This is a genomic window from Nocardioides sp. NPDC054178, assembly GCF_055585005.1.
Map to the genome: position 1 here is coordinate 331,173 of NZ_JBVJKY010000001.1, position 22,016 is coordinate 353,188.

General features: G+C 68.4%; 18 protein-coding genes. 14 read left to right on the plus strand and 4 right to left on the minus strand.

The genetic code is table 11. The features are described from left to right. Positions 1-272: 272 nt before the first annotated feature. Positions 273-1,844 (minus strand): bifunctional phosphatase PAP2/diacylglycerol kinase family protein, encoded by a 1,572-nt coding sequence (locus tag ACZ6WN_RS01660; RefSeq protein WP_465862282.1) that lies wholly within the window; start codon positions 1,842-1,844, stop codon positions 273-275. Between the two features lie 157 nt (positions 1,845-2,001). Here ACZ6WN_RS01660 and ACZ6WN_RS01665 point away from each other — a divergent pair, with 157 nt between their 5' ends. From ACZ6WN_RS01665 to ACZ6WN_RS01695, 7 genes are all read left to right on the plus strand, one after another. Further along, positions 2,002-4,578 carry a hypothetical protein gene (locus ACZ6WN_RS01665; protein ID WP_465862283.1) on the plus strand — a complete coding sequence of 859 codons (2,577 nt, stop codon included), beginning with the start codon at positions 2,002-2,004 and terminating at the stop codon, positions 4,576-4,578. Between the two features lie 112 nt (positions 4,579-4,690). Then, entirely contained in the window at positions 4,691-5,371 is a 681-nt protein-coding gene (locus tag ACZ6WN_RS01670) for a peptidoglycan-binding domain-containing protein (protein WP_465862284.1), read from the plus strand. Positions 5,372-5,423: 52 nt separating this feature from the next. After that, positions 5,424-6,695, plus strand: a complete 1,272-nt coding sequence (serS, locus tag ACZ6WN_RS01675) for a serine--tRNA ligase (protein ID WP_465862286.1) — start codon at positions 5,424-5,426, stop codon at positions 6,693-6,695. Then, on the plus strand, positions 6,692-7,549 hold the full coding sequence (locus tag ACZ6WN_RS01680; RefSeq protein WP_465862287.1) for an HAD family hydrolase: 858 nt from the start codon (positions 6,692-6,694) through the stop codon (positions 7,547-7,549). The genes serS and ACZ6WN_RS01680 overlap by 4 nt, the downstream gene beginning before the upstream one ends. 28 nt (positions 7,550-7,577) lie before the next feature. After that, the gene (locus ACZ6WN_RS01685; protein WP_465862288.1) at positions 7,578-8,090 is read left to right on the plus strand and encodes a GNAT family N-acetyltransferase; all 513 of its coding nucleotides are present in this window, start codon (positions 7,578-7,580) and stop codon (positions 8,088-8,090) included. Then, on the plus strand, positions 8,087-8,887 hold the full coding sequence (locus ACZ6WN_RS01690; protein ID WP_465862289.1) for an HAD family hydrolase: 801 nt from the start codon (positions 8,087-8,089) through the stop codon (positions 8,885-8,887). The genes ACZ6WN_RS01685 and ACZ6WN_RS01690 overlap by 4 nt, the downstream gene beginning before the upstream one ends. A gap of 17 nt (positions 8,888-8,904) precedes the next feature. Continuing rightward, complete coding sequence (locus ACZ6WN_RS01695; protein WP_465862290.1) at positions 8,905-9,498, plus strand: hypothetical protein; 594 nt, start codon at positions 8,905-8,907, stop codon at positions 9,496-9,498. A 58-nt stretch (positions 9,499-9,556) separates the two neighbouring features. On the opposite strand, the gene ACZ6WN_RS01700 is transcribed toward ACZ6WN_RS01695, so the two are convergent. Beyond that, entirely contained in the window at positions 9,557-10,447 is an 891-nt protein-coding gene (locus tag ACZ6WN_RS01700) for a sterol desaturase family protein (protein ID WP_465862291.1), read from the minus strand. 72 nt (positions 10,448-10,519) lie between these two features. Here ACZ6WN_RS01700 and ACZ6WN_RS01705 point away from each other — a divergent pair, with 72 nt between their 5' ends. Continuing rightward, positions 10,520-11,164 carry a TetR/AcrR family transcriptional regulator gene (locus ACZ6WN_RS01705; protein ID WP_465862292.1) on the plus strand — a complete coding sequence of 215 codons (645 nt, stop codon included), beginning with the start codon at positions 10,520-10,522 and terminating at the stop codon, positions 11,162-11,164. A gap of 102 nt (positions 11,165-11,266) precedes the next feature. Then, a complete protein-coding gene (locus tag ACZ6WN_RS01710) occupies positions 11,267-12,535 on the plus strand; it encodes an alpha-hydroxy-acid oxidizing protein (protein WP_465862294.1) in 1,269 nt (422 codons plus the stop codon). A 53-nt stretch (positions 12,536-12,588) separates the two neighbouring features. On the opposite strand, the gene ACZ6WN_RS01715 is transcribed toward ACZ6WN_RS01710, so the two are convergent. Continuing rightward, positions 12,589-14,973 carry a hypothetical protein gene (locus ACZ6WN_RS01715; protein WP_465862295.1) on the minus strand — a complete coding sequence of 795 codons (2,385 nt, stop codon included), beginning with the start codon at positions 14,971-14,973 and terminating at the stop codon, positions 12,589-12,591. Between the two features lie 166 nt (positions 14,974-15,139). Between ACZ6WN_RS01715 and ACZ6WN_RS01720 the strand changes: the two genes are divergently transcribed. The 5 genes from ACZ6WN_RS01720 (at position 15,140) to ACZ6WN_RS01740 (ending at position 20,660) form a co-directional block, all read left to right on the plus strand. Next, positions 15,140-16,078 (plus strand): carbohydrate kinase family protein, encoded by a 939-nt coding sequence (locus ACZ6WN_RS01720; protein ID WP_465862296.1) that lies wholly within the window; start codon positions 15,140-15,142, stop codon positions 16,076-16,078. After that, positions 16,075-16,983: a pseudouridine-5'-phosphate glycosidase gene (locus tag ACZ6WN_RS01725; RefSeq protein WP_465862297.1), complete on the plus strand. Its 909-nt coding sequence runs from the start codon at positions 16,075-16,077 to the stop codon at positions 16,981-16,983. The genes ACZ6WN_RS01720 and ACZ6WN_RS01725 overlap by 4 nt, the downstream gene beginning before the upstream one ends. A 74-nt stretch (positions 16,984-17,057) precedes the next feature. After that, entirely contained in the window at positions 17,058-18,446 is a 1,389-nt protein-coding gene (locus ACZ6WN_RS01730; protein WP_465862298.1) for a purple acid phosphatase family protein, read from the plus strand. A 56-nt stretch (positions 18,447-18,502) separates the two neighbouring features. Further along, positions 18,503-19,570 carry a glycosyltransferase family 2 protein gene (locus ACZ6WN_RS01735; protein ID WP_465862299.1) on the plus strand — a complete coding sequence of 356 codons (1,068 nt, stop codon included), beginning with the start codon at positions 18,503-18,505 and terminating at the stop codon, positions 19,568-19,570. A gap of 196 nt (positions 19,571-19,766) precedes the next feature. Beyond that, the gene (locus ACZ6WN_RS01740) at positions 19,767-20,660 is read left to right on the plus strand and encodes an alpha/beta fold hydrolase (protein ID WP_465862300.1); all 894 of its coding nucleotides are present in this window, start codon (positions 19,767-19,769) and stop codon (positions 20,658-20,660) included. Here ACZ6WN_RS01740 and ACZ6WN_RS01745 read toward each other — a convergent pair. Next, on the minus strand, positions 20,577-21,926 hold the full coding sequence (locus ACZ6WN_RS01745) for an MFS transporter (protein WP_465862301.1): 1,350 nt from the start codon (positions 21,924-21,926) through the stop codon (positions 20,577-20,579). The genes ACZ6WN_RS01740 and ACZ6WN_RS01745 overlap by 84 nt on opposite strands. Positions 21,927-22,016 lie beyond the last annotated feature (90 nt).

The window sequence follows — 22,016 nt, forward strand, 5'->3', positions numbered from 1 at the left end:
CCAGTGTGTGGGTCTTGCCACGTCGTCTGTCGGAGTCAGGCTTGAGCCCGGCAGAAGACGCCGACTCGGCTGACGCCGAGTCGTGTCAGACACCTTATGAACATTTACTGATCAACAAGACATCTGAGTCGGCGAGTCGTCCCGGATCGACACGAGAATCGATGGCAAACGCGCTGAAAGGAGGCAGAAAATAGGACCTTGGCCTCTGATTCGCGGGACTTTCGGCCCCTCCGCGTGTCGTGGGATTAGGGACCTAATCGGGACAAGGCCTGTCAGCGTGGCACGCGGACGAGCAGACGCCCGGGGAGGCACTGCATCCGCAGCTCCCGGCCCTCGGAGATCGTGTCTCCGTCCAGCTGGCGTGGCTGGTCGTGGTTGGTCCGGATCACGACGCTGGCGCCGGTCATCCGGTTGATCAGGTTGTCGGTGCGTGGCCGCTTGCTCAGCACCCGGACCGCGAGCGGGAGCCAGGACCAGAACCGCTGCGGATAGAGCAGCACCACGTCGATGAGTCCGTCATCGAGCGCGGCCGCCGGCAGCAGCGGCATGTTGGCCTGGAGGTAGCCGACGTTGCCGACCACGACCGTGCGGGCCCGATGCCGCGTGAACTCGCCGTCGTCGACGGAGATCTCCAGCCGCATCGCCGGGAACATCAGGCTCTTGAAGGCGGAGAGGACGTACGCCATCCAGCCGATCCGCTTCTTGATGTCCTCGTTGACGCCGCTCATGATCGCGGCGTCGAAGCCCATCCCGGCCATGACCAGGAAGTTCGTGTCCTCGAGGTTGTCGCCCGAGACCTCGACCAGGTCGATGGCCTGGTCCTGCCCGGTGAGCGCGACGTCGATCGCGGCGCGGATGTAGAGCGGGATCGAGAGGTTGCGGGCGAGCAGGTTGCCGGTGCCGCCGGGGACGATCCCCACCGCGATCCCGGTGCCGGCCAGGGCGGAGCAGACCTCTCTGACCGTCCCGTCGCCACCGCAGACGAGCACCAGGTCGGCGCCCTCCGCCTGGGCCGCTCGTGCCATGCCCTTGCCGGGGTCGTCGACCGTGGTCAGGTGCCAGGTCGGCGTCTTCCAGCCGGACTCCCTGGCCATCGTGTCGACCATCGTCTTGAAGTGCTCGACCGACTCGACCTTGATCGGGTTGAGGACGACCGCGATCCTCCGGTTGCCGCGCACCGAGTCGACCAACGGCCGTCGCCCCAGCGCGTGCGAGGTGGGCAGCGGCGTATAGATCGCCATGCCGAGGAAGACGGCCCCGGCGGCGAGGAGGATGCCGCCGAGCACGTCGGAGGGGTAGTGCCGGCCGAGGAAGACCCGGTCGGCGACGACGAGCACGACCAGCAGGACGAGGCCGGTGTAGGCCAGGCGACGGATGCCGCGGCGGCGTACGAACATCGTCACGACCACCGCGATCACACCCGCCAGCACCGCGATCCCGGTCGCATGACCGGACGGGTACGCCGGTGACTCGTGCAGCCACGACGTCAGCTGCCACGCGGGCCGGTCCCGGTCGATGAGCAGCACCAGCCCGCGGCGTACGACCAGGGTGATCACCACGACGCCGAGCACGTAGAGCGCGGCGCGCGGATACTTCCGGAACAGTCCCGCGGCGACCAGGAGGGCGACCCCGACCGGGAGATACCAGTCCGTGCCCACCTCGACGACGTGCCAGAAGTCGAGCATCCAGCCGTGCTCCGCCGTCACCGCCGTCGCGTCCCGGCCGAGCTCGTCGATCGTCGAGACCGGCGGCCACCCGTTGATCCCCGCGATCCCGATCAGGGCGCACAGAGCGAACAGCGAAGCCGCCCAGAGCAGCAGGGCACGGCGCGAGAGATCAAGCACGATGAGTCAGTATGCGCGAAACGTGATCCACACAGTGAATGAACGGGCCGTCCAAAACCGCACGCGGGGCCTGATGGAAAGCGCTATCGTTCGCTCTCCGCGCATGATTCGGGTCGGCGCCGGCATCCCTCGGTCCCTCGTCGTTGTGAGGTCTCTCATGCGCTCGCGCGTCTCCTCGTACGCCCTCCTCGGGCTGCTCTCCGTCCCCGCTGTCGCCCTCGGCGTCGGTGGCCTCCTCGCCGGCTCCGCCGCCGCCGCCGAAGGTGAGTGCGGTGGCAAGCCCGTAACCGTCGATCTCTCGGTCGAGGGGCAGGTCCCAACCGAGGGCGATGACGTGATCTTCGTGCCAGACGATCACTCGGTCGATGCGCTGGGCGGTAACGACATCATCTGTGTCGCGGGGTCGGGCACCGCCACGATCGCGGCGGGCGCGGACGATGATGTCGTGTATCCCGCCTATGGGAACCGGGTCGACGCGGGAGAGGGCAACGACACCATCATTGGTGAGAGCGGGTCCATCGACGCCGGGCCGGGGAATGACGTCATCCGCTCTACGCGGCAGCAGTTCGCTGCCACGGGCGGCGAGGGCGACGACGTTCATCACGTGGAGTCTGGTGCAGGCTGGTTCGAGGGCGGCGACGGCAACGACACCTTCTGGGGCGGCGACGGTGATGACCTTGTGCGCGGCGGCGCTGGGAATGACGTGGTCCACGCCGGCGCAGGTGATGACACCGTTCACAACGAAGCCGGTGATGACCAGATCTACCTGGGAGACGGCGACGACGGTGCGTTCTCAAGCAGCAACGGGCTCGGCGCGGACGTCATTCAGGGCGAGAACGGGGCTGACTTCATCCATGTAAGGGCGATTGGTGCAGCCGGCGACGTCATCGACGCTGGTTCGGCAGACGACGCAATCGACACACTCAGCATCTCCGGCTCCACGGTTGGCATCAACCTCGACATGGCGTCAGGTGGCACCGATTGGGACGCCACCTTCGCGGGGTTCGAAGGGGTGGAAGCGACGGACTTCGCCGACGTGATCACCGGTACGAGCAGTGACGACACCATCGACGTCGGCAACGGTGCCAACCGTGTCATCGCTGGTGACGGCAACGACACGATCGACGGTGGGCGCGATGTCGACCAGATCGATGCTGGCGCAGGCGATGACATCGTCCGGGCTTGGGAGGGGAACGACGAACTCCGTGGGGGCATCGGTGACGACGTGATCAGCGGAAGCGCGGGAGATGACTCCGTCAACGCCGGTGACGGCAACGATCGGATCGATGACAGTTCGGGCTCCGATGTCATCCACGGGGACTCAGGGGACGACACCATTCTTCCGAACGAGTTTTCTCCGGACGACTTCGACAGCCTTTATGGCGACAGCGGCAATGACACGATCACTGGCGGCCGGTTCGGTCACGACACCATTGATGGCGGCGATGGCGCCGACACGTTGACCGCCGTGGAAGCAGGTGCCGTCATCAGGGGCGGACTGGGCGATGACGCCATTCACCTCGGTGACTCGGAGACGTGGTCTCAGAGCGCCTATGGCCAGGATGGCAACGACACGATCCGAGTCGGCGCGGTCGGCGCCTCTGTGTCCGGCGGCAACGGCAGCGACGTGATCCAAGGCGGTGCAGGATCGCTCGATGCCAAGGGCGACGCGGGCGATGACAGGATCTTCGCCGCTGTGGGGTCGAGTTCGATCGACGGCGGGGCAGGAAACGACCTCATCGAGGGTGGATCCGGCCACGACAGTCTTGTCGGCGACCTCGGTTACGACACGATCCGGGGCCACGGGGGTGTCGACATCATCTACGGCGACCGGAACTACGGCGACGTCGCGGATGGAGACAGCGACACCATCGATGCCGGCGACGGCAATGACCAGGTGGATGCAGGGGCTGGCAGCGACGCAGTCTCTGGTGCTGGCGGTGCCGACATCATCGATGCTGGTGACGGCAATGACTCGATCACAGGCGGAGACGGTGACGACACGCTCGGTGGATCCAGCGGGAACGACCGGCTCACCGGCGGCAGCGGCAACGACAAGCTCACGGGCAGCTACGGAAACGACCGGCTCGATGGTGGCAGTGGCAACGACACGCTGTCCCCCGGCGCCAACAACGACACGGTCATCGGCGGAACGGGAATCGACGTGATCGACTACCGCGGCGCGAGCTCTGGCGTTCGTCTGAGTCTCGCTACGACAGGTGCACAGAGCACGGTCGGCTCCGCGACAGACGCGACAACGCAGGTCGAGAACATCTACGGCAGCTCCTACGGAGACCGTCTGACAGGCACGTCTGGGGCCAACGTACTTCTCGGCGGAGGCGGCAGCGACACGATCTTCCCCGGCCTCGGCAACGACCGCGCGGAGGGTGGCTCGGGCACCGACACCGTCGCGTACTCGAACGTACGCAACGGCGTGAAGGTCGCGCTCAATACGACCTCGACCCAGTCAACGGGGGCGGGAGCGGATCGGCTGCTGACCTTCGAGCGGCTGACCGGTACGAACTACGCAGACGTCCTGCGGGGCAACAGCGGAGCCAACAAGCTGGTCGGCCTCGGTGGTGCGGACCGGATCGAGGGCGGTTCGGGCGACGACTCGCTCTACGGGCACGGCGGCAACGACCGGCTCGTCGGCGGCTACGGCCGCGACTACGGCGACGGCGGCACCGGCACCGACAGCAGCTCGTCCGTCGAGCGGCGCGTCCGCATCCCGTAGTCACGCAGGTACGGGAGAGGTACGGGTTCGGGCAGCATCACCGGTTCGCGACACTGCCACTTTCGAGTGCTGAGCAGATGAATCGAGAGGGACCCCTACAGTGAAGACATCGATGCGGTTGCGCATGGGCGGCCTGCTCGCGGCGGCGGCCGTGGCAACGGGCGGGCTCGTGGCCGTGGACGCCGGCACGACGCCTGCGGAGGCTGCGGTCAGCTGCACGATCAGCAGCCCGAAGACCGTACGTCCCGGCAACACCGGCAGCTGTGTGACACTGCTCCAGAAGGTGCTCGGCGGGCTCAAGCCGGACGGTTCGTTCGGGTCCTCGACCACCGCCCGGGTGAAGGACTACCAGAGCGCGAAGGGGCTGGCGGCGGACGGCATCGTCGGGTCGCGGACCTGGTCGAAGATCAAGGCGGGCATGTCCGGCAGCGGCACGATCATCTCCTCGAGCGCGACCGCGAACTGGTACGCCTGCGTCATCGTCCGCGGCGGCCAGTCGGTCCGCTACACGGTCACCAACAAGCGCAGCACGGGGTGGAAGCAGGCCACGATCACCACCAGCGGCTCGCTGGCGAACCCGGTGATCCGTGGCTCGATCCCCAGCAAGGGCACGCGTTCGACGGCGTCGAACCCGTCGGGCTTCCCGAAGACGTACGCCACCTCGGCCGCCTACATCACCTACACCGGCGGCACCTACTTCACCAACGACTCCTACGGCTACGACTTCCCCAACCGGACGGTCTACCGCTCCTGGCTGCGCCCGTGCGGCAAGACCAGCCCGGTCTACTGGTGACCGGCCGATTACTGAAGTGAGATCTGGTGGTCCGGTCGACTAGCCTTGCCGCATGATCGACCCGCGCATCCTCCGCGAAGACCCCGACCGCGTACGTGCCTCGCAGGAGCGCCGTGGCGCGTCCTCCGACGTGGTGGACCGGGCGCTGTCCGCGGACAGCGCCCGGCGCGCGGCGATCGCGGACTTCGAGGCCAAGCGGGCCGAGCAGAAGCAGATGGGCAAGAAGGTCGCCCAGGCCAAGGGCGAGGAGAAGCAGCAGCTGCTCGCCGAGGTGAAGGACCTCGCGGCCGCTGTCAAGGCGGCCGAGGCGGCGCAGGGCGTGGCCGAGGAGGAGTGGAAGAAGGCTCTCAAGGCCATCCCCAACCTCGCCGACGACGCCCCGGCCGGCGGCGAGGACGACTTCGTCCTGATCGAGAAGGTCGGCAAGCCGCGTGACTTCGAGGCCGAGGGCTTCGAGCCGCGTGACCACGTCGAGCTGGGCAAGCTGCTCGGTGCGATCGACCTCGAGCGCGGCGCCAAGGTCTCGGGCAGCCGCTTCTACTTCCTGACCGGGGTCGGCGCAGAGCTCGAGTTCGCGCTGATCAACCTGGCGATGGAGCAGGCCCGTGAGGCCGGCTTCACCCAGGTCATCGCGCCCGCTCTGGTGCGCCCGGAGGCGATGGAGGGCACCGGCTTCCTCGACCAGGTCGACGACGGCGTCTACAAGATCGAGGACGACGACCTCTACCTGGTCGGCACCTCGGAGGTGCCGATGGCGGCCTACCACTCCGACGAGATCCTCGACCCCGACACGCTGCCGCGGCGCTACGCCGCCTTCTCCTCGTGCTTCCGCAAGGAGGCCGGCTCGGCGGGCAAGGACACCAAGGGCATCATCCGGGTCCACCAGTTCGAGAAGGTGGAGATGTTCGTCTACACCACCGTCGAGGAGTCGTACGCCGAGCACCAGCGCCTCCTCGAGTGGGAGAAGTCGTTCCTGGACAAGCTCGAGCTCGCCTACCAGGTCATCGACGTCGCCGCGGGCGACCTCGGTCCGAGCGCGCTGCGGAAGTTCGACTGCGAGGCGTGGATTCCCACCCAGGGGAAGTACCGCGAGCTCACCTCGGCCTCCAACTGCACCACCTTCCAGGCGCGCCGCCTCAACATCCGCGAGCGGACGGAGACGGGCACCACGCCCGTCGCCACCCTCAACGGCACGCTCACCGCGATCACCCGCGCCATCGTCGCCGTCCTGGAGACCCACCAGCAGGCCGACGGCTCGGTGCGGGTGCCGAAGGCGCTGCAGAAGTGGCTCGGCCGCGAGGTGCTGGAGCCGATCCAGAAGTGAGCACCACCGAGAGTGCCGCCGCCCGGCCCGGTGAGGCCGCCTGGCAGCCGAAGCTCGTCGCGCTCGACATCGACGGCACCCTGTTGCGGTGGGTCGACGGCACCGGGACCACGTCCGAGGCGCTCTCGGACAAGGTGCGTGACGCGGTTCGCCGTGCCTACGACACCGGGGCCCAGGTCGTCCTCTCCTCGGGCCGTTCGATCCACGCGATGACCGGCATCGCCGACCTCCTCGGAATCCCCGACGCCGGTGCCGACCGGCTCTGGTTCGTCGCCGCCAACGGCGCGGTCGTCTCGCGCTACCCACCGGCCGAGGTCGTGCACGAGGAGACCTTCGACGCGCGGGCTGCCGTGCAGGCGATCCTCGAGCGCCGGCCGAACGTGCTCGTCGCGGTCGAGAACCGCGGCGTCGGCTACCGGATGAACCGTCCCTTCCCGGAGGGCGAGCTGGGCGGCGACCGGACCATCACCCCCGTCGAGGAGATGGTGGCCGAGCCGGTCTCCCGCGTGATCATCCGCGACCCCGACGCGACCCCGGAGGACTTCCTCGAGCTCGGCCGCGACCTCGGTCTGCACGGCATCGACTACGTGGTCGGCTACACCGCCTGGCTCGACCTCACCCCGGTCGGCGTCTCCAAGGCGTCCGGCCTCTCCTACGTCTGTGATCAGCTCGACCTCGAGCCGACCGACGTCCTCGCCATCGGTGATGGCCGCAACGACGTCGAGATGCTCGAGTGGGCCGGCCGCGGTGTGGCCATGGGCAACGCCCCCGACGAGGTCCAGGCGATCGCTGACGCGGTGACCGCCCACGTCGCCGACGACGGCGCGGCGCTCGAGCTCTCCCGCTGGTTCTGAGAGTGCTGTTCTGAGAGTCTTGGCGCTCGTGACTCTTCCCACCACCATCATCACGGAGCGGCTGACGCTGCCGTTGTGGACCCGCGCCGACGTCGACGCCATTCGCGATCCCGACGGCGGGGTCGGGCGGCCGCAGAGCTGGCACCCGCAGTTCCCGCGCGAGGACGACCGCGACGCGGCGACGATGTGGGTCCAGGGTGACCGGTGGAGCTCCCGCTACATCATGCGCAACGGGACCGTGCTCGGCTCGATCGGCTTCTTCGGGCCGCCCGACGCCGCCCCCGACGGCACCCCGGAGACCGAGGTCGGCTACGGCCTGATCGAAGAGGCACGCGGGTGGGGTTTCGCGACCGAGGCGCTCAAGGGTCTGCTGGCGTGCGCGGACGAAGAGGGCGTACGCATCCGGGCTTCGGTCGAGCCCACCAACGCAGCCAGCCTCCGAGTGCTCGCCAAGTGCGGGTTCACCGAGCTGCGTGGCGCCGACGAGGACGGGCATCTGGTGATGGCCAGGCCGGTGCCCGGTGGCAGAATGGAAGAATGAGGACGCCGAAGCTCGTCGCCACCGACCTCGACGGCACCCTGGTCAGAGCGGACGGCTCGGTCTCGGACTTCACCCGTGACGTGCTCGTGAAGCTCGAGGAGATCGGCGTTCCGGTCATCTTCGTGACCGGCCGGCCGCTGCGCTGGACCCGTGAGCTCTTCGAGCACATCGGCAGCGTCGGACTGGCGATCGTCTCCAACGGGGCCCTGGTCTGGGACGTCGCTGCCGATCAGCCCCGGCTCACCCGGCTGATCGAGCCCACCCTGACCGCCGAGGTGGCGGCGGCGCTGAAGGCGAGCCTTCCCGGTCTGACCTTCGCGACGGAGTCGCTCGAAGGATGGTCGTGCGAGCCGGCGTTCGCGGCGCACGTCTCGGACGCCAGGCGGCCGGCCAGGCGCAGCGCGCCGATCGAGGAGCTCGCCGACGAGCCGCTGATCAAGCTGCTCGCCCGCCGTGGCGACGACGATGACGCCGACGAGCTGCTCGCTGCGGCGGTGGCCGTCGTCGGTGATCGGGTCAACGTCACCCACTCCTCGTTCCCGCTGCTCGAGATGAGCGCCCCCGGGGTCACCAAGGCCTCCACGCTGGAGCTGGTCTGCACCGAGCTCGGCATCTCCGCCGCCGACGTGATCGCCTTCGGCGACATGCCCAACGACCTGCCGATGCTGACCTGGGCCGGCACCTCGTACGCCATGGCGGACGCCCATCCGAGCGTGGTCGCGTGCGCGTCGCACCTGGCGCCCGGGCACCAAGATGACGGTGTCGCGCGGGTCCTGGCTGGAGTCTTCGGCCTGTGACTGGTTTGATCTTCGCCATGCGCCGCGTCCCTCAGTTCCTCGCTGCCCTCGCTCTCGCGGTGACAGCGGTGGTCATGACGAGCCCAGCCCCCGCCTCGGCGGCCCCGGTCACGGCTCCCGCGAAGTGCCCGGCCTTCGAGCTCGCCGACGCGGTCACGGAGCCGCTGGTCTTCCACGCACGGGTGACCGGCCCCGGGAAGGCCGCCAAGAAGGGCGGCGCGGTGGTCTATCCGGTGACCGTCGTCAAGGCGCTCAAGGGCGTCACCGGCGGCAGCAGCCTCGAGGTCGCGCTCAACCCCGGCGTGTGCCAGAAGAAGTCGCTGACCGCCAATGAGGACTACTACTTCTTCGCGCAGAAGAAGGGCGACACGATCCTCGCCGCCGGCAGCGCGCCGCGCGTCGAGGAATACACCGACAAGCTCCAGGCCGAGATCGCCAAGGAGTTCCCCGAGGTGATCGCCCCCGAGCCTCAGCAGGTGAGCTTCAGCGAGCCCGCGTCGCCCGAGGGCCAGAAGCTCGTCGAGGTCGCCGCCCCGGGCGTCGTACTCCTCGTCGTCGGCCTCCTCGGCCTGATCATCGTGATGATCCTGGGGCGACGCCGCTCGGCCTGACGGGCTGGATGTTCGTCTAGGTATGCAGCCGAACCCTCACATCCCTAGCGGAACTCCGCTAGGGATGTGACGACTGGCCTGCATACCTAGACGAACCGTCGCCCTCCGGCGCCCACCCCGGCGGCCGGAAGACGTAGCTCAGCCTGAGCCGCCAGCCGTCGGCGCTGCGTACGTCGTTCCAGAGCTCCCGGAAGGCGCCGTACTCCAGCCGGAGAAGGTTGTAGGTGTCGACCTTGTAGGTCAGGCCGTACGTCGGGCGCTGGCGCTCCTGCTGGAACGTGCCGAAGAGGCGGTCCCAGACGATCAGGATCCCGGCGTAGTTCTTGTCCAGGTACTCCGGGTCGGAGCCGTGGTGGACGCGGTGGTGCGACGGGGTGTTGAGCACGAGCTCCAGGGGCCGCCAGAGCTTGCCGATCGTCTCGGTGTGCACGAAGAACTGGTAGATCAGGTTGATCGAGAAGGCGATGTAGATAGCCGCCGGGGAGATGCCGAGGAACGGCAGCGGCAGGAAGAAGAAGAACTCGAACCACGGGTTCCACTTCTGCCGCAGCGCGGTCGCGAACGTCATGTACTCGCTCGAGTGGTGCGCCTGGTGGGCCGCCCAGCCGACTCTCGTCCGGTGCACGAAGCGGTGGTTCCAGTAGTAGGCGAGGTCGACGACCACGACCGAGATGGCCAGACCCCACCACGTCTCCGGGATCTGCCACAGCGACGCGTAGGCGAAGATCGCCGCGTAGACCGCGAAGGTCAGCACCTTGAACAAGGTCATCGACACGATCGACCCGAGGCCCATCAGGACCGAGGTGCGCGCGTCCTTGAAGACGTAGCCGGTCAGGTTGTCGTCGTGGTCGAGCCACTTCAGCGCCGCGAGCTCGATGAGGATCGAGATCACGAAGAACGGGATCGCGTACGTCAACGGGTTCTTCAACGGGTCGAGCATGTCGTTCATGGAGGACCTCCCGGGGATATGACCTTTGAGTAAGTTACCTCAAGGTCATATGCCACCGCTAGACTCGTGGACATGTCACGGGCCAACGCTGGAACCAAGGGCGTCCCGCGCGCCGACCGCGAGCTGCAGATCCTGCGCGCCGCCTGCGAGGCCTTCGGCACCACGGGGTTCGCCAAGGCGTCGGTCGCCGGGATCGCCGCCGACGCCGGCATCTCGAAACCGCTGGTCTACCAGTACTTCGGCTCCAAGGAGGGCCTCTTCCTGGCCAGCTTCAACTACGGCGCCGAGACGCTCGCCGCCGAGATGGAGCGCGTCGCCGCCGACGACTCGGTCGGCCTCGAACGCGGTCTGCGCACCCTCGACGGTCTCTTCCGGACCCTCGAGCCGCAACCCTGGTTGTGGCGGCTCCTCTTCGACCCGTCTGCGCCCGACGACGGCGAGGTGGCCGCCGCCCGCGCCGTCTACACCGACCGGATCACCCGTCTCGCCGTCGAGGGCGTCGGCGAGCTGATGAGGCTCGTAGGCGATGACGACCCTCTCGACGCCTCCGCCCTGACCGCGGTCTGGATGAACGCGGTCGATGCGCTGATCACCTGGTGGCTCGACCACCCGGGAGTCACCCCGGCCGAGATGACGGAGCGGTGCCACCGCCTGATCACCGCGATCTCCGGCGCCGCGCTGCCGCCGCAGCTCGCGGCTGAGCTCAGCATCGGCTGAGCCCGAGGCGTACGACGGGGAGATCTGCAGGGGTTACCGGCGCGTAGTCCTCTGCAGAACTCCCCGTCGTATCTCCTCGCCGGAACCAGTAACCTACGCGGCGTGAGCATCGGCAGAGACCTGCAGTCGGCGATCTTCCGCAAGGGCCTGTTCGGCCGTCGGCCCGTGGTGCCGACCGAGCCCTCGGCGCTCGCCGAGGCCGCCCGGCTGGCGATGAGCAAAGAGGCCTGGGCGTACGTCGACGGCGGAGCCGGCCAGCAGCGCACCGTCGCCGCGAACACCGCAGCCTTCGACCACTTCCGGCTGGTGCCCCGCATGCTGACCAACGTGGAGACCCGCGACCTGCGTACCACGCTGTTCGGGGTGGACATGCCCGCGCCGCTGATGCTCGGCCCGGTCGGCGTCCTCGAGCTCGCCCACCCCCGCGCCGAGCACGAGGTCGCCGCCGCGGCCCGGGCGACGGGCATCCCGATGGTGATCTCCACCCAGGCCTCCGTCCCGATGGAGGAGGTCGCTGAGGACTTGGGCGACACCCCGCGGCTCTACCAGCTCTACTGGTCGAAGGACGAGTCGATCGTCGAGTCCTTCGTACGCCGCGCCGAGGCGATCGGCTCCGACGCGCTGGTCGTCACGCTCGACACGCACATGCTCGGGTGGCGTACGCGTGATCTCGATCTGGGCTACCTGCCGTTCGCGCGGGGCCTGGGGATCGCGCAGTACACCTCCGACCCAGCCTTCCGTGCCCTCGTCGACCAGCGGATCGCGGCCGGCTCCGGGACGAGCGTGCGCCCCGGGGTCCGCGAGATCCCCGCCGCCCTCGCCGCGGTCGCCTCGATGGCCCAGCACCACCCGGGCAAGCTCGTCGACAACCTCCGCTCCGGTCAGGCCCGCGCCGCGGTCGAGACCTTCCTCGACGTCTTCTCCCGCTCCGACCTGATCTGGGACGACCTCGACCGGCTGCGGGAGATGACCGACCTGCCGATCGTGCTGAAGGGGCTCCAGGCGCCCGAGGACGCCCGGCGCGCGCTCGACCACGGCGTCGACGGGATCATCGTCTCCAACCACGGCGGCCGTCAGGTCGACGGCGCCATCGCCTCCATCGACGCCCTGCCGAGCATCGTCGACGAGGTCGACGGCCGCATCCCGGTCCTCTTCGACTCCGGCATCCGCTCCGGCGCGGACATCCTCAAGGCGCTCGCCCTCGGCGCCGACGCGGTCCTCCTCGGCCGCCCCTACGTCTACGGCCTCGCCCTCGCCGGTGCCGCCGGCGTCCAGGCCGTCCTGGAGCACATGATCGCCGAGCTCGACCTCTCCCTCGGCCTCGTCGGCTGCCGCTCGGTCGAGGAGATCGGCCGCGAGCTCCTCGGCTGAGCCCGAGGCGGTGTCGAGAGCGCGTAGGAGCGCTCTCGACATCCGCGATCAGGTCAGATGGTCTTCGCGTACGACGTGATCGTCTTGGAGGTGTACCCCGACCGGGAGCCGATCACGGTCACGGTGACCTTCTTGCCGTTCCAGGTCTTGCGGAGCAACAGCGACGCCGACGTACCTCGCTTCACGACTGTCCCGTTGATCTTCCAGACGTACGTGACCGACGACGGGGACGGCGACCACGTCCCGCGCACGACGGTCACGGTGTGGCCGTACTCGACGGTGCCCTTGAGGTAGGGACGCGGAGCAGTGAACGTGCCCGCCACCACCACAGCCGTCTTCGAGCTGGTCACGGTCTTCGTCGTGTAGCCCGAGCGTGCCCCGACCACGCTCACCGTGATCTGCTTCCCCTTGGCCGAGGCCGGGACGACCAGCTGGTTCAAGGTGCTCGACCTGAGCGTCGTGGTGCCCGCCTTCCAGACGTACGTCACGGTGCTCGGTGTCGGCGACCAGGTGCCCCGCGAAGCCGTCAGGGTCTTGCCGACCTTGGCGGTGCCGCTGATCGTCGGCGTCGGTGCGACGAACGTCCCGACCACCTTGACGGTCCTGGCCGTCGACCACTTCGGTGCACCGGGGAACGCCTGATAGGTGTAGGTCAGCGTGTGCGAACCGACGGCGAGCTTCTTCGCCGGGATGGTCACCGACTTCGTGCGAGCGTCGAACGTCGCACCCCCGAGGACGGTCGAATCCTCGCTGACGGTGACTCCGCCGTACGGAGTGATCGCGTCGGCACTGAGCGTGACGTTCGACGTGTAGGTGTTCCCATGGATGTAGGACGATCCACCGCTCACCGTGATCGCGGGTGGTGTCGCGTCAGCGCCGGTGCCGACGTCAAACGTGTGCCTGGAAGTCTGGCTGGAGTTGCCTGCCCGGTCGACAGCGCAAGCGACCGCTTCGACGACGCCATACATCGAGGGCTCATCCGGCGTATAGGAGAATCCCGTTGTGGCAGTGGCGGGTGATGACGCGCCTGTGCTGCAATACGCGTCCTTACCTGCTGCGTATCGATACGTGACCACGTCGACGCCGCCTCCACTGACCCAGAAGTAGCCCGGCACTTCTGGACGACCGCGGGGTTTGTCCGCAACGTAGACGGCATCAGCGCCGACGACCGGTGTGATGGTCGGCGGCTCCGGAGCAGTCGTGTCGACTCCGAAGGTGCAGGTCGCGGAACCGCCGGCAGCACCGCTGCGATCCAGGGAGGTCACGTGGAGGTCGTACAGGTTTCCGTCGGTGAACAGGTCGATAGGAAGACTTACCCCGACCCTGGAATCCCCCTTACTCGCGGTAGCAGTCTTCTCGATGATCGGTGTGCCCTCGGGGGACTGACCTGACGGGAAGACTCGGAACGCAGCCGAGACCCACTCTCCCTCGTAGGCCGCGTCGGGATCAGAGACGAACGCGCTCGTGTAGATGTCCTGGTTCAGCCACTGCGGCTCTGAAGTGCACGGACCTTCTGTGCTGTACAACCTGCCGATCCGAAGGTCGGTGGGGTCGTTCGGTGCACGATTGAAAACGACGGACAGTGATGCGGACTGGATGAGGTTCCACCCGCAAGCCATGCACGTTTCGTCGGCGGCTCTGAGGCCGATTGTGAGCGGGTCAGAGGCTCCTGCGTAGCTCTTGGCAACGCCAGTTGCGTCAAGGCGGAAGTAGCCAGTCCAGTAGTCACTGCGGTTGCACCCTGTGGGCGCGTAACTCTCGGCACTTGCTGCCGGGCGTGTCCAGTCGGCCCCTCCGTAGATCTCGAGCGTGCCGATCGTGCAGGGGTCGCGATCGAACCATGCGGTGCTCGCACCGACGAGCAGGCGGGCAGAATCGATGTTCGCGGGCGTGAGGTCGGCAAGCAGAGCCTGGGTGTTGAACTTCCAGACAAGCCGCTGGCTCGACGGCTCCGCGTCGCACGCGCTGAGAATCGTGTCGCGCAGACTGTGGCCCGGCGGCACCTCTGCCGGGTTGCATGCGCCGACCCATTCACGCTCCGTGGTGGGATCCCAATCCGTCGATCCGGTAAGAGAGTTCTGCACTGTTCCAGTGCGGGGGCTGTATCCAGTCGACGCGAACGCCGGGGCGGCGGTTGCTTCGACGGACGCTGTGGCGTCGAGGCGTACACGGCCATCCTCGAGAGCCGTGAGGATGGAGGCGTCGTCCGGCTGAAGGACCGTGACCTCTTGGTCGCATGCATGAGCGATCGCTTGTGCCTGATCGATCGTCGCGGCCGTTGTCGAGCACGTGACCTCAGCGGTGGAGGTGGTGGCGGCCGAGGCCGGGACAAGGGCACAACCGACGGCCAGTGCGGCGACTGCGAGCCCTGAGATCAGCGCAAGAGTGTGCCGACGTTGAGACATGGCGAGACTGCCTTCGAGACGCGTCAGCGCCATGGTGGGCGCTGCCGAGGTGGGCGGCCCGGGCGACCCTGAGCACATACCCCATGAGGACGTATTCGCGCCGGACCGGCGGAATCTAGCACCAGCGGCGCGGCGCTGTCCGGCAAGTTCATACTTTATGAGGGGGCGTGATCTGTGAACCCCACTTACGATGCAGGTGATGAACCCGCAATCTCCGCCAGACATCGTCGTGATCGGCGGCTCCAACATGGATCTCCACGCTCGGGCGCACGAGCAGGTGGTGATGGGTTCGAGCATGTCCGGGTCCGCCGGCCTCTCGCCCGGCGGCGTCGGCCGCAACGTCGCGGAGAACCTGGCTCGGCTGGGTGACTCGGTGGCGCTGGTGTCGGTCGTCGGCGACGACCCGATCGGGGACGAGGTGATCAGCTACACCGAGGACGTCGGTGTCGACTGCACCTACGTCCGACGCCGAGCAGACGTACGCACCGGCACCTACAACGCCGTGCTCGACTCCTCCGGTGAGCTGGTGGTCGCGGTGGCCGACATGGCCGCGACCGACGAGTTCTCCCCGCTGGTCGTGGAGGCGGCCCGCGACCTGATCAAGAACGCTCGCGGTGTGCTCGTCGAGGGCAACATCCCGGTCCGCACGGCTGACGTGGCGATCGACCTCGCCCGCGAGTTCGACGTGCCCGTCGGGTTCGACCCGGTCTCGGTGCCGAAGGCGAGGCGGGCCCGTGACCTGATCCGGGCCGATCGCGAACTCTATCTCGTCACACCCAACCAGGCCGAGCTGGCCGCGCTGACCGACCTGCCCGCCGGCACCGACGCGGAGATCGAGAAGGCCGTCCACTCGCTGCACGACCGCGGTGTCGGCGTGGTCTGGGTGCGCCTGGGGTCCCGCGGCTCGGTGATCAGCTATGACGACGTCTACCAGGACCTTCCTGCCGTGCCGACCGACGTCGTCGACGTGACCGGCGCGGGCGACGCGATGCTGGCGGCGTTCACCCACGAGCTGCTCCGCGACGTCGACCTGGTCGAGGCGGCGCGCTTCGGCCACGCCGCGGCCGCGCTGACCTGCGGCACCCACGACACCGTCCGGATGGACCTCAACGAGAGCCTCGTGCGGGAGCTGGCGTGAAGGTACGGCTCACCGAAGAGGTCGGCGTCGCCCTCGCCGAGGGTCGCCCGGTGGTCGCGCTCGAGTCGACGATCATCAGTCACGGCATGCCCTATCCCGACAACGTCAAGATGGCCACCGAGGTCGAGCAGATCGTGCGCGACAACGGCGCCGTCCCGGCCACGATCGCGCTGCTCGACGGCATCCCTCGTGCCGGCCTCGACCACGACGACCTCGAGCTCCTCGCCTCCGACCCCGCGGTGACCAAGGTCAGCGTCCGCGACCTTCCCTACGTCGTCGCCCGCGGCCTCCACGGCGCCACCACGGTGGCGGCCACCATGCGCCTGGCGGCGATGGTCGGGATCAGGACGTTCGTGACCGGAGGGTTGGGTGGCGTACACCGCGGGGCAGCGACGTCCTTCGACATCTCCGCCGACCTGACCGAGCTCGCCCGCACCCAGGTCGCGGTGGTGAGCGCCGGGGTGAAGTCGATCCTCGACATCGGCCTGACCCTGGAGACCCTGGAGACCTACGGGGTCCCGGTGCTGGTCAACGGGAGCGACGAGTTCCCGGCGTTCTACTCCCGCAGCTCCGGGTTCGCGGCGCCGCTGCGCATCGACGGCCCCGACGAGGCCGCCGCGGTCATGAAGGCCACCTGGGATCTCGGCCTCCCCAGCGGCCTGGTCGTCGCCAACCCGGTCCCGGCCGCCGACGAGATCCCGGCCGAGGTGATCGGGAAGCACATCGACCAGGCACTCGCCGACGCCGACGCCCGCGACATCCACGGCAAGGACATCACCCCGTTCCTGCTGGCCAGGATCGTCGAGCTGACCGGCGGAGACTCGCTGGCGGCCAACATCGCTCTGGTGCGCGACAACGCAGCCTTCGGGGCGCAAATGGCCGCATCCCATGCTGCGAGTGTCTAACTCCTCACCACTCGTTCACCCCGGAGACACCGGACGTGGCCTAACGTCTCGTCTCCCTATGCGTTGATCCTCTCGTGACCGTCAGCCCCCACTCCGGCCCCACCAGAATCGGCCCGTCCCGGCGCACGCTGCTCAAGGCCGGCCTGATCGGTGGCGCCGGTGTCGTCACCGGCCCGATGCTGTGGACGCAGGCCGCCAGGTCGGCGGCACCGGCCACCGGCGTACATCTGTCCTACGGTGCCGACCCGGTGAGGCAGATGAACGTCTCCTGGTCGACGGCAGGGTCGGTGCAGGCACCGCGGCTCGACCTGGGCGTGACCCCCGACTACGGCCTCACCCTGCGGCCCGAGTCGCTCTCCTCGATCCGGGTCGACAGCGTCTACCACCACGTCGACCTCGGCGGCCTGAAGCCCGGCACCCGCTACCACTACCGGCTCAGCCACGACGGCGGTACGCCGACCAGGGGCTCGTTCACCACGGCACCGAAGGGCAAGGAGAGCTTCCGCTTCGCCGCCTTCGGCGACATGGGCGTCGCCGAGGACGCGGCGCGCAACGTGAACCTGATCCGTCAGCAGGGCGCCGAGTTCGCGTTCGTCGTCGGCGACATCGCCTACGCCGACACCGGCGGCCAGGGCAAGAGCGGAGAGCTGCAGCAGGACTTCGGCGTCTGGGACGAGTTCCTGACCCAGATCCAGCCCAGCGCCGACGCGATCCCGTGGATGACCGTCGTCGGCAACCACGAGATGGAGAACGGCAACGGCGAGCTCGGCTACGACGGCTACCGCGCTCGCTTCCGTCACCCCGGCAACGGCGCCGGCGGCGGTGAGGAGACCTACTCCTTCGTCCGCGGCAACGTCGCCTTCATCGCCCTCGACGGCAACGACGCGACGTACGAGTACACGCGGAACGCGGGCTACCTCGGCGAGACCCTGGACGGCTGGCTCGAGCAGCGGCTGGCCGCCTTCCGGGCCCGGGACGACATCGACTTCATCCTGGTCGGCTTCCACCAGTGCGCCTACTGCACCAACATCGCGCACGCCTCGGACGGCGGCATCCGCGACCGCTGGGAGGCGCTCTTCGACCGCTACCAGGTCGACGTCGTGATCAACGGCCACAACCACTGCTACGAGCGCACCCACCTCATGCGCGGCGGCAAGCCGGTCCAGGAGGCGCCGCGCGGTGCCACGGTCAGCACCCACCAGGGGACCATCTACATCACGGCCGGCGGCGGTGGCGGCTCGACCTACCCCGACGTCCTGCCGGTCCTCTCCTACTACACCGACAAGAACGGCCTGAAGATCCCCGAGCCGACCACCTACCGCGCCGTGGGCGACGCGACCCACTCGGTCGCGTTCTTCGATGCGCACCCGCGCGACGCCCACGGGCAGGCGAGGCTGGACCTCGAGGTCATCGCCACCGACGGCTCCGAGGTCGACACGCTCACCATCTCCAGGTCGCGTTGATGCGCACCCAATTAGAGTTGATGCGCGTGGGGGGATTCAGAAGGAGGAAGCCGAGGTTGCTGAGCGTCGTCGTGCCGGTCTACAACGTGGCCGACTATGTCGCGGACAGCCTCGACAGCATCCTTCATCAGCCGTTGCGCGAGTTCTGCGCCATCGAGGTGATCGTCGTCGACGACGGCTCGACCGACCGGTCGGCCGACATCGTCAAGGAGATCGCCGCGAAGGACCCTCGGGTCACGCTGATCACCCAGCCCAACTCAGGTGTCTCCATCGCCCGCCACACCGGGATCGCGGCGACCACCGGTGACCTGCTCACCTTCGTCGACCCCGATGACATCCTCCCCCGCGACGCCTGGAGCTCGATGGTGAGGACGCTGCGGCGTACGGGCTCCGACTTCGTCGTCGGCTCGGCCGAGCGGGTCACCCTGGTGAACGGCGAGGAGCGGAGGTACGTCACCCCGCTGATGCGCCGCAACCACACCCGGACGCGCCTCAGATGCCGGATCGAGGACGCCCCGCTGATGCTCGCGGACGTGTTCGTGTGGAACAAGATCTTCCGGCGCTCCTTCTGGACCGACAACGACATCACCTTCCCCGAGCGCACCCGCTACCAGGACCAGGTGGCCCTCACCCAGGCGTTCCTGGCCGCCAGGAACTTCGACGTCCTCACCGACGTCGTCTACGACTGGCGCGTCCGCTCCGACTTCTCCTCCGCGACCCAGAAGCGCGCGCAGATCGCCAACCTGCTCGAGCGGATCACCACCAAGCGCCAGACCGTCGAGCTCGTGGCCGGCTCGGGCTCGACGAAGCTGATGCGGACACTGCGCACCGAGATCCTGCCGATCGACATGTGGGAGCACTTCCGCGCCTCGGTCAGCCCCACCACCGAGGACCCCGACCGCTACTGGTCGCTGCTGCGCGGTGCCGTCCTCGAGTTCTGGTACGACGCCGGCGTCCCCTTCGAGGAGACCACCGTCCCGCGGGGCCAGCGCCTGATGGCCTGGCTGGTCGCGCAGGACCGGCGCGAGGACCTCGCCGCCCTCATCGAGACGATCGACGAGCGTGGTCCGGCCAAGGGGATCGAGGCGTTCGCCGCCGCGGAGGACCTCCCGGTCGGGCTCTGAGCGCGCCGTGATCCCGCGTTCCGGTGGCCTTCTCCACCGGAAGCCCAGGGGTGTATCACATGGCCCTAGTGGCTCAGGGACCTAAGACCTGCGATATACCCAGATGCACGGGGAATTGGGCGATTCCCGTTGCACGGGTGTTCCCCGGGGGGCAAGGTGTGGGCACCCCACGTCATTGCTTCGAGGAGCCCACTGAATGCCCAGCGTCGAGCTGTCGGCCGGTCCGATCGATTTCGAGGATACCGGCGGTGACGGACCTGTCCTCGTACTCCTCCACGGAGTGCCGATGGACGGCCGGCTGTGGCGCCGCGCGCTGCCCTACCTGGGTGGCTTCCGGGTGATCCGGCCGACGCTGCCGCTGGGTGGTCACCGGCAGCCGATGCACCCCGACGCGGACCTCAGCCAGCAGGGGGTGGCGAGCATCCTCGGCGACTTCCTGGACGCGCTCGACCTCCACGACGTCACCCTGGTCCTCAACGACTGGGGCGGTGGCCAGTTCCTCATCAACGCCGACCGCACCGACCGGATCGCGCGGCTGGCGCTGGTGGCGTGCGAGGCCTTCGACAACTACCCGCCCAAGGCGGCGCGGCCGCTGGCGGTGCTCTCGAAGGTGCCGCCGCTGTTCACCGCGGCGCTGCAGCTGCTCCGCCTGGAGAGCGTCCGGCAGATGAGCTCCGGCTACGGCGGGATGTCGGTCGACAAGAGCTACCACCTCTACGACGACCTCGTTCACGGCTGGTTCGCGCCCGCGCTGACCGACCGGGCGATCCGCCGTGACTTCATCAAGTTCGCGGGCGGCGCGCCCGGCCGCGACGAGCTGCTCGAGCTGGCCGAGGGGCAGCAGAAGTTCACCAAGCCGGTGCTCGTCGTCTGGGCCGACCAGGACACGATGATGCCCGCCGAGCACGGCCCGCGCCTGGCCGCGCACTATCCCGACGCGCGCCTGGAGATCGTCAAGGACTCCTCCACGCTGGTGCCGATCGACCAGCCCGAGGTGCTCGCCGGGCTACTTCGAGCCTTCGTCGGCGAGCAGGGCGTCGGCGGGAGCGGTCCGGTTGACCCGGTACGCGAGGAAGCTCGGGACGAGTAGCGCGCACAGCGCGATCCCGAGGAGGTTCAGCAGGCCACCTCCGGTGGTCGCGATCGCGGTGCCGACCACGGCCGCCGCGCCTCCGTGCAGGACGTCGGCCACCCGCGGGCCACCCGCGACGACGACCGTGAAGACCCCTTGCAGCCGGCCGCGTACGTTGTCGTCGGCCGCCGACTGCAGGATCGACATCCGGATGGCCGCGGAGGCCACGTCGGCGGCGCCGGCGACCATCATGAAGAGCACGCCGAGACCCAGCATCAACGTCGTGAAGTGGTCGGCGAAGGTGACCGTGAGCCCGAACAGGGTGATCCCGAGGGCCCACACGGCGATGCACCAGACGACCACGCGCCCCTGGGCCTCGATGCGCGAGACCCAGCCGGAGAAGATCCCACCGATGACCGCGCCGGCCGGGATGGCCGCGAAGAGCAGCGCGAACGCGATCCCGCCCTCCGAGGGACCGCCGAAGGACTCGTGGGCGATCTGCGGGAACAGCGCCCGCGGCATCGCGAAGACCATGGCGATCAGGTCGACGACGAAGCTCATCAGCAGCACCGGCTGATGGCGCAGGTAGGCGAAGCCGTCCCACACCGAGCGGAGGCCGGGCACCCTGCTCCCGGCGCCCTCGACCGGGATCCGGGGCAGGAGCACGACCGCGTAGAGGGTCGCGAAGAGCGTGACGGTGTCGATGGCGTACAGCCAGGTGAACCCGGTGAGGGGCAGCATCACGCCGGCGACCAGCGGCCCCGCGATCGCGCCCGCCTGGAAGACCGTCATGCTCAACGAGTTGGCGGCCGGGAGCAGGTGCGCGGGGAGGATCTTCGGCAGCAGCGAGTTCCGGGTCGGCTGGTTGACCGCGAAGAACGCCTGCTGCACCGAGAAGAGGCACAGCAGCGCCCAGACGTTGGTGTTGCCGAGCGCGGACTGGAGCCAGAAGAGCGCGCTGGTGACGATCAGCCCGGTGGTCGAGACCATCAGGATCGTACGCCGGTCGAAGTGGTCCGCGAGCGCGCCGCCGTAGAGGCCGAAGACGATCAGCGGGACCAGTCCGAAGACACCGGTGAGCCCGACGTACGCCGACGAGCCGGTGTCCGCGTAGATCTGGGCCGGCACCGCGACGACGGTCAGCTGCGCGCCGATCATCGTGATGATCCCGGCGATCCACAGGCGTCGGAAGTGCGGCTCCTGGAGGGGGCGGGTGTCCGCGACGGCACCCCTGAGCTTGTCGGTGATGCTCACCGCTGCCGGGCCTTCAACATGGTTACCCATGCTAAGCGAATGAATTTACCTGGAGAAATTCTGATGTCAGGTGTCGGATACCGAGGTAGATGTTCGTAGCAAGGGTGAGAGGCGGTCACC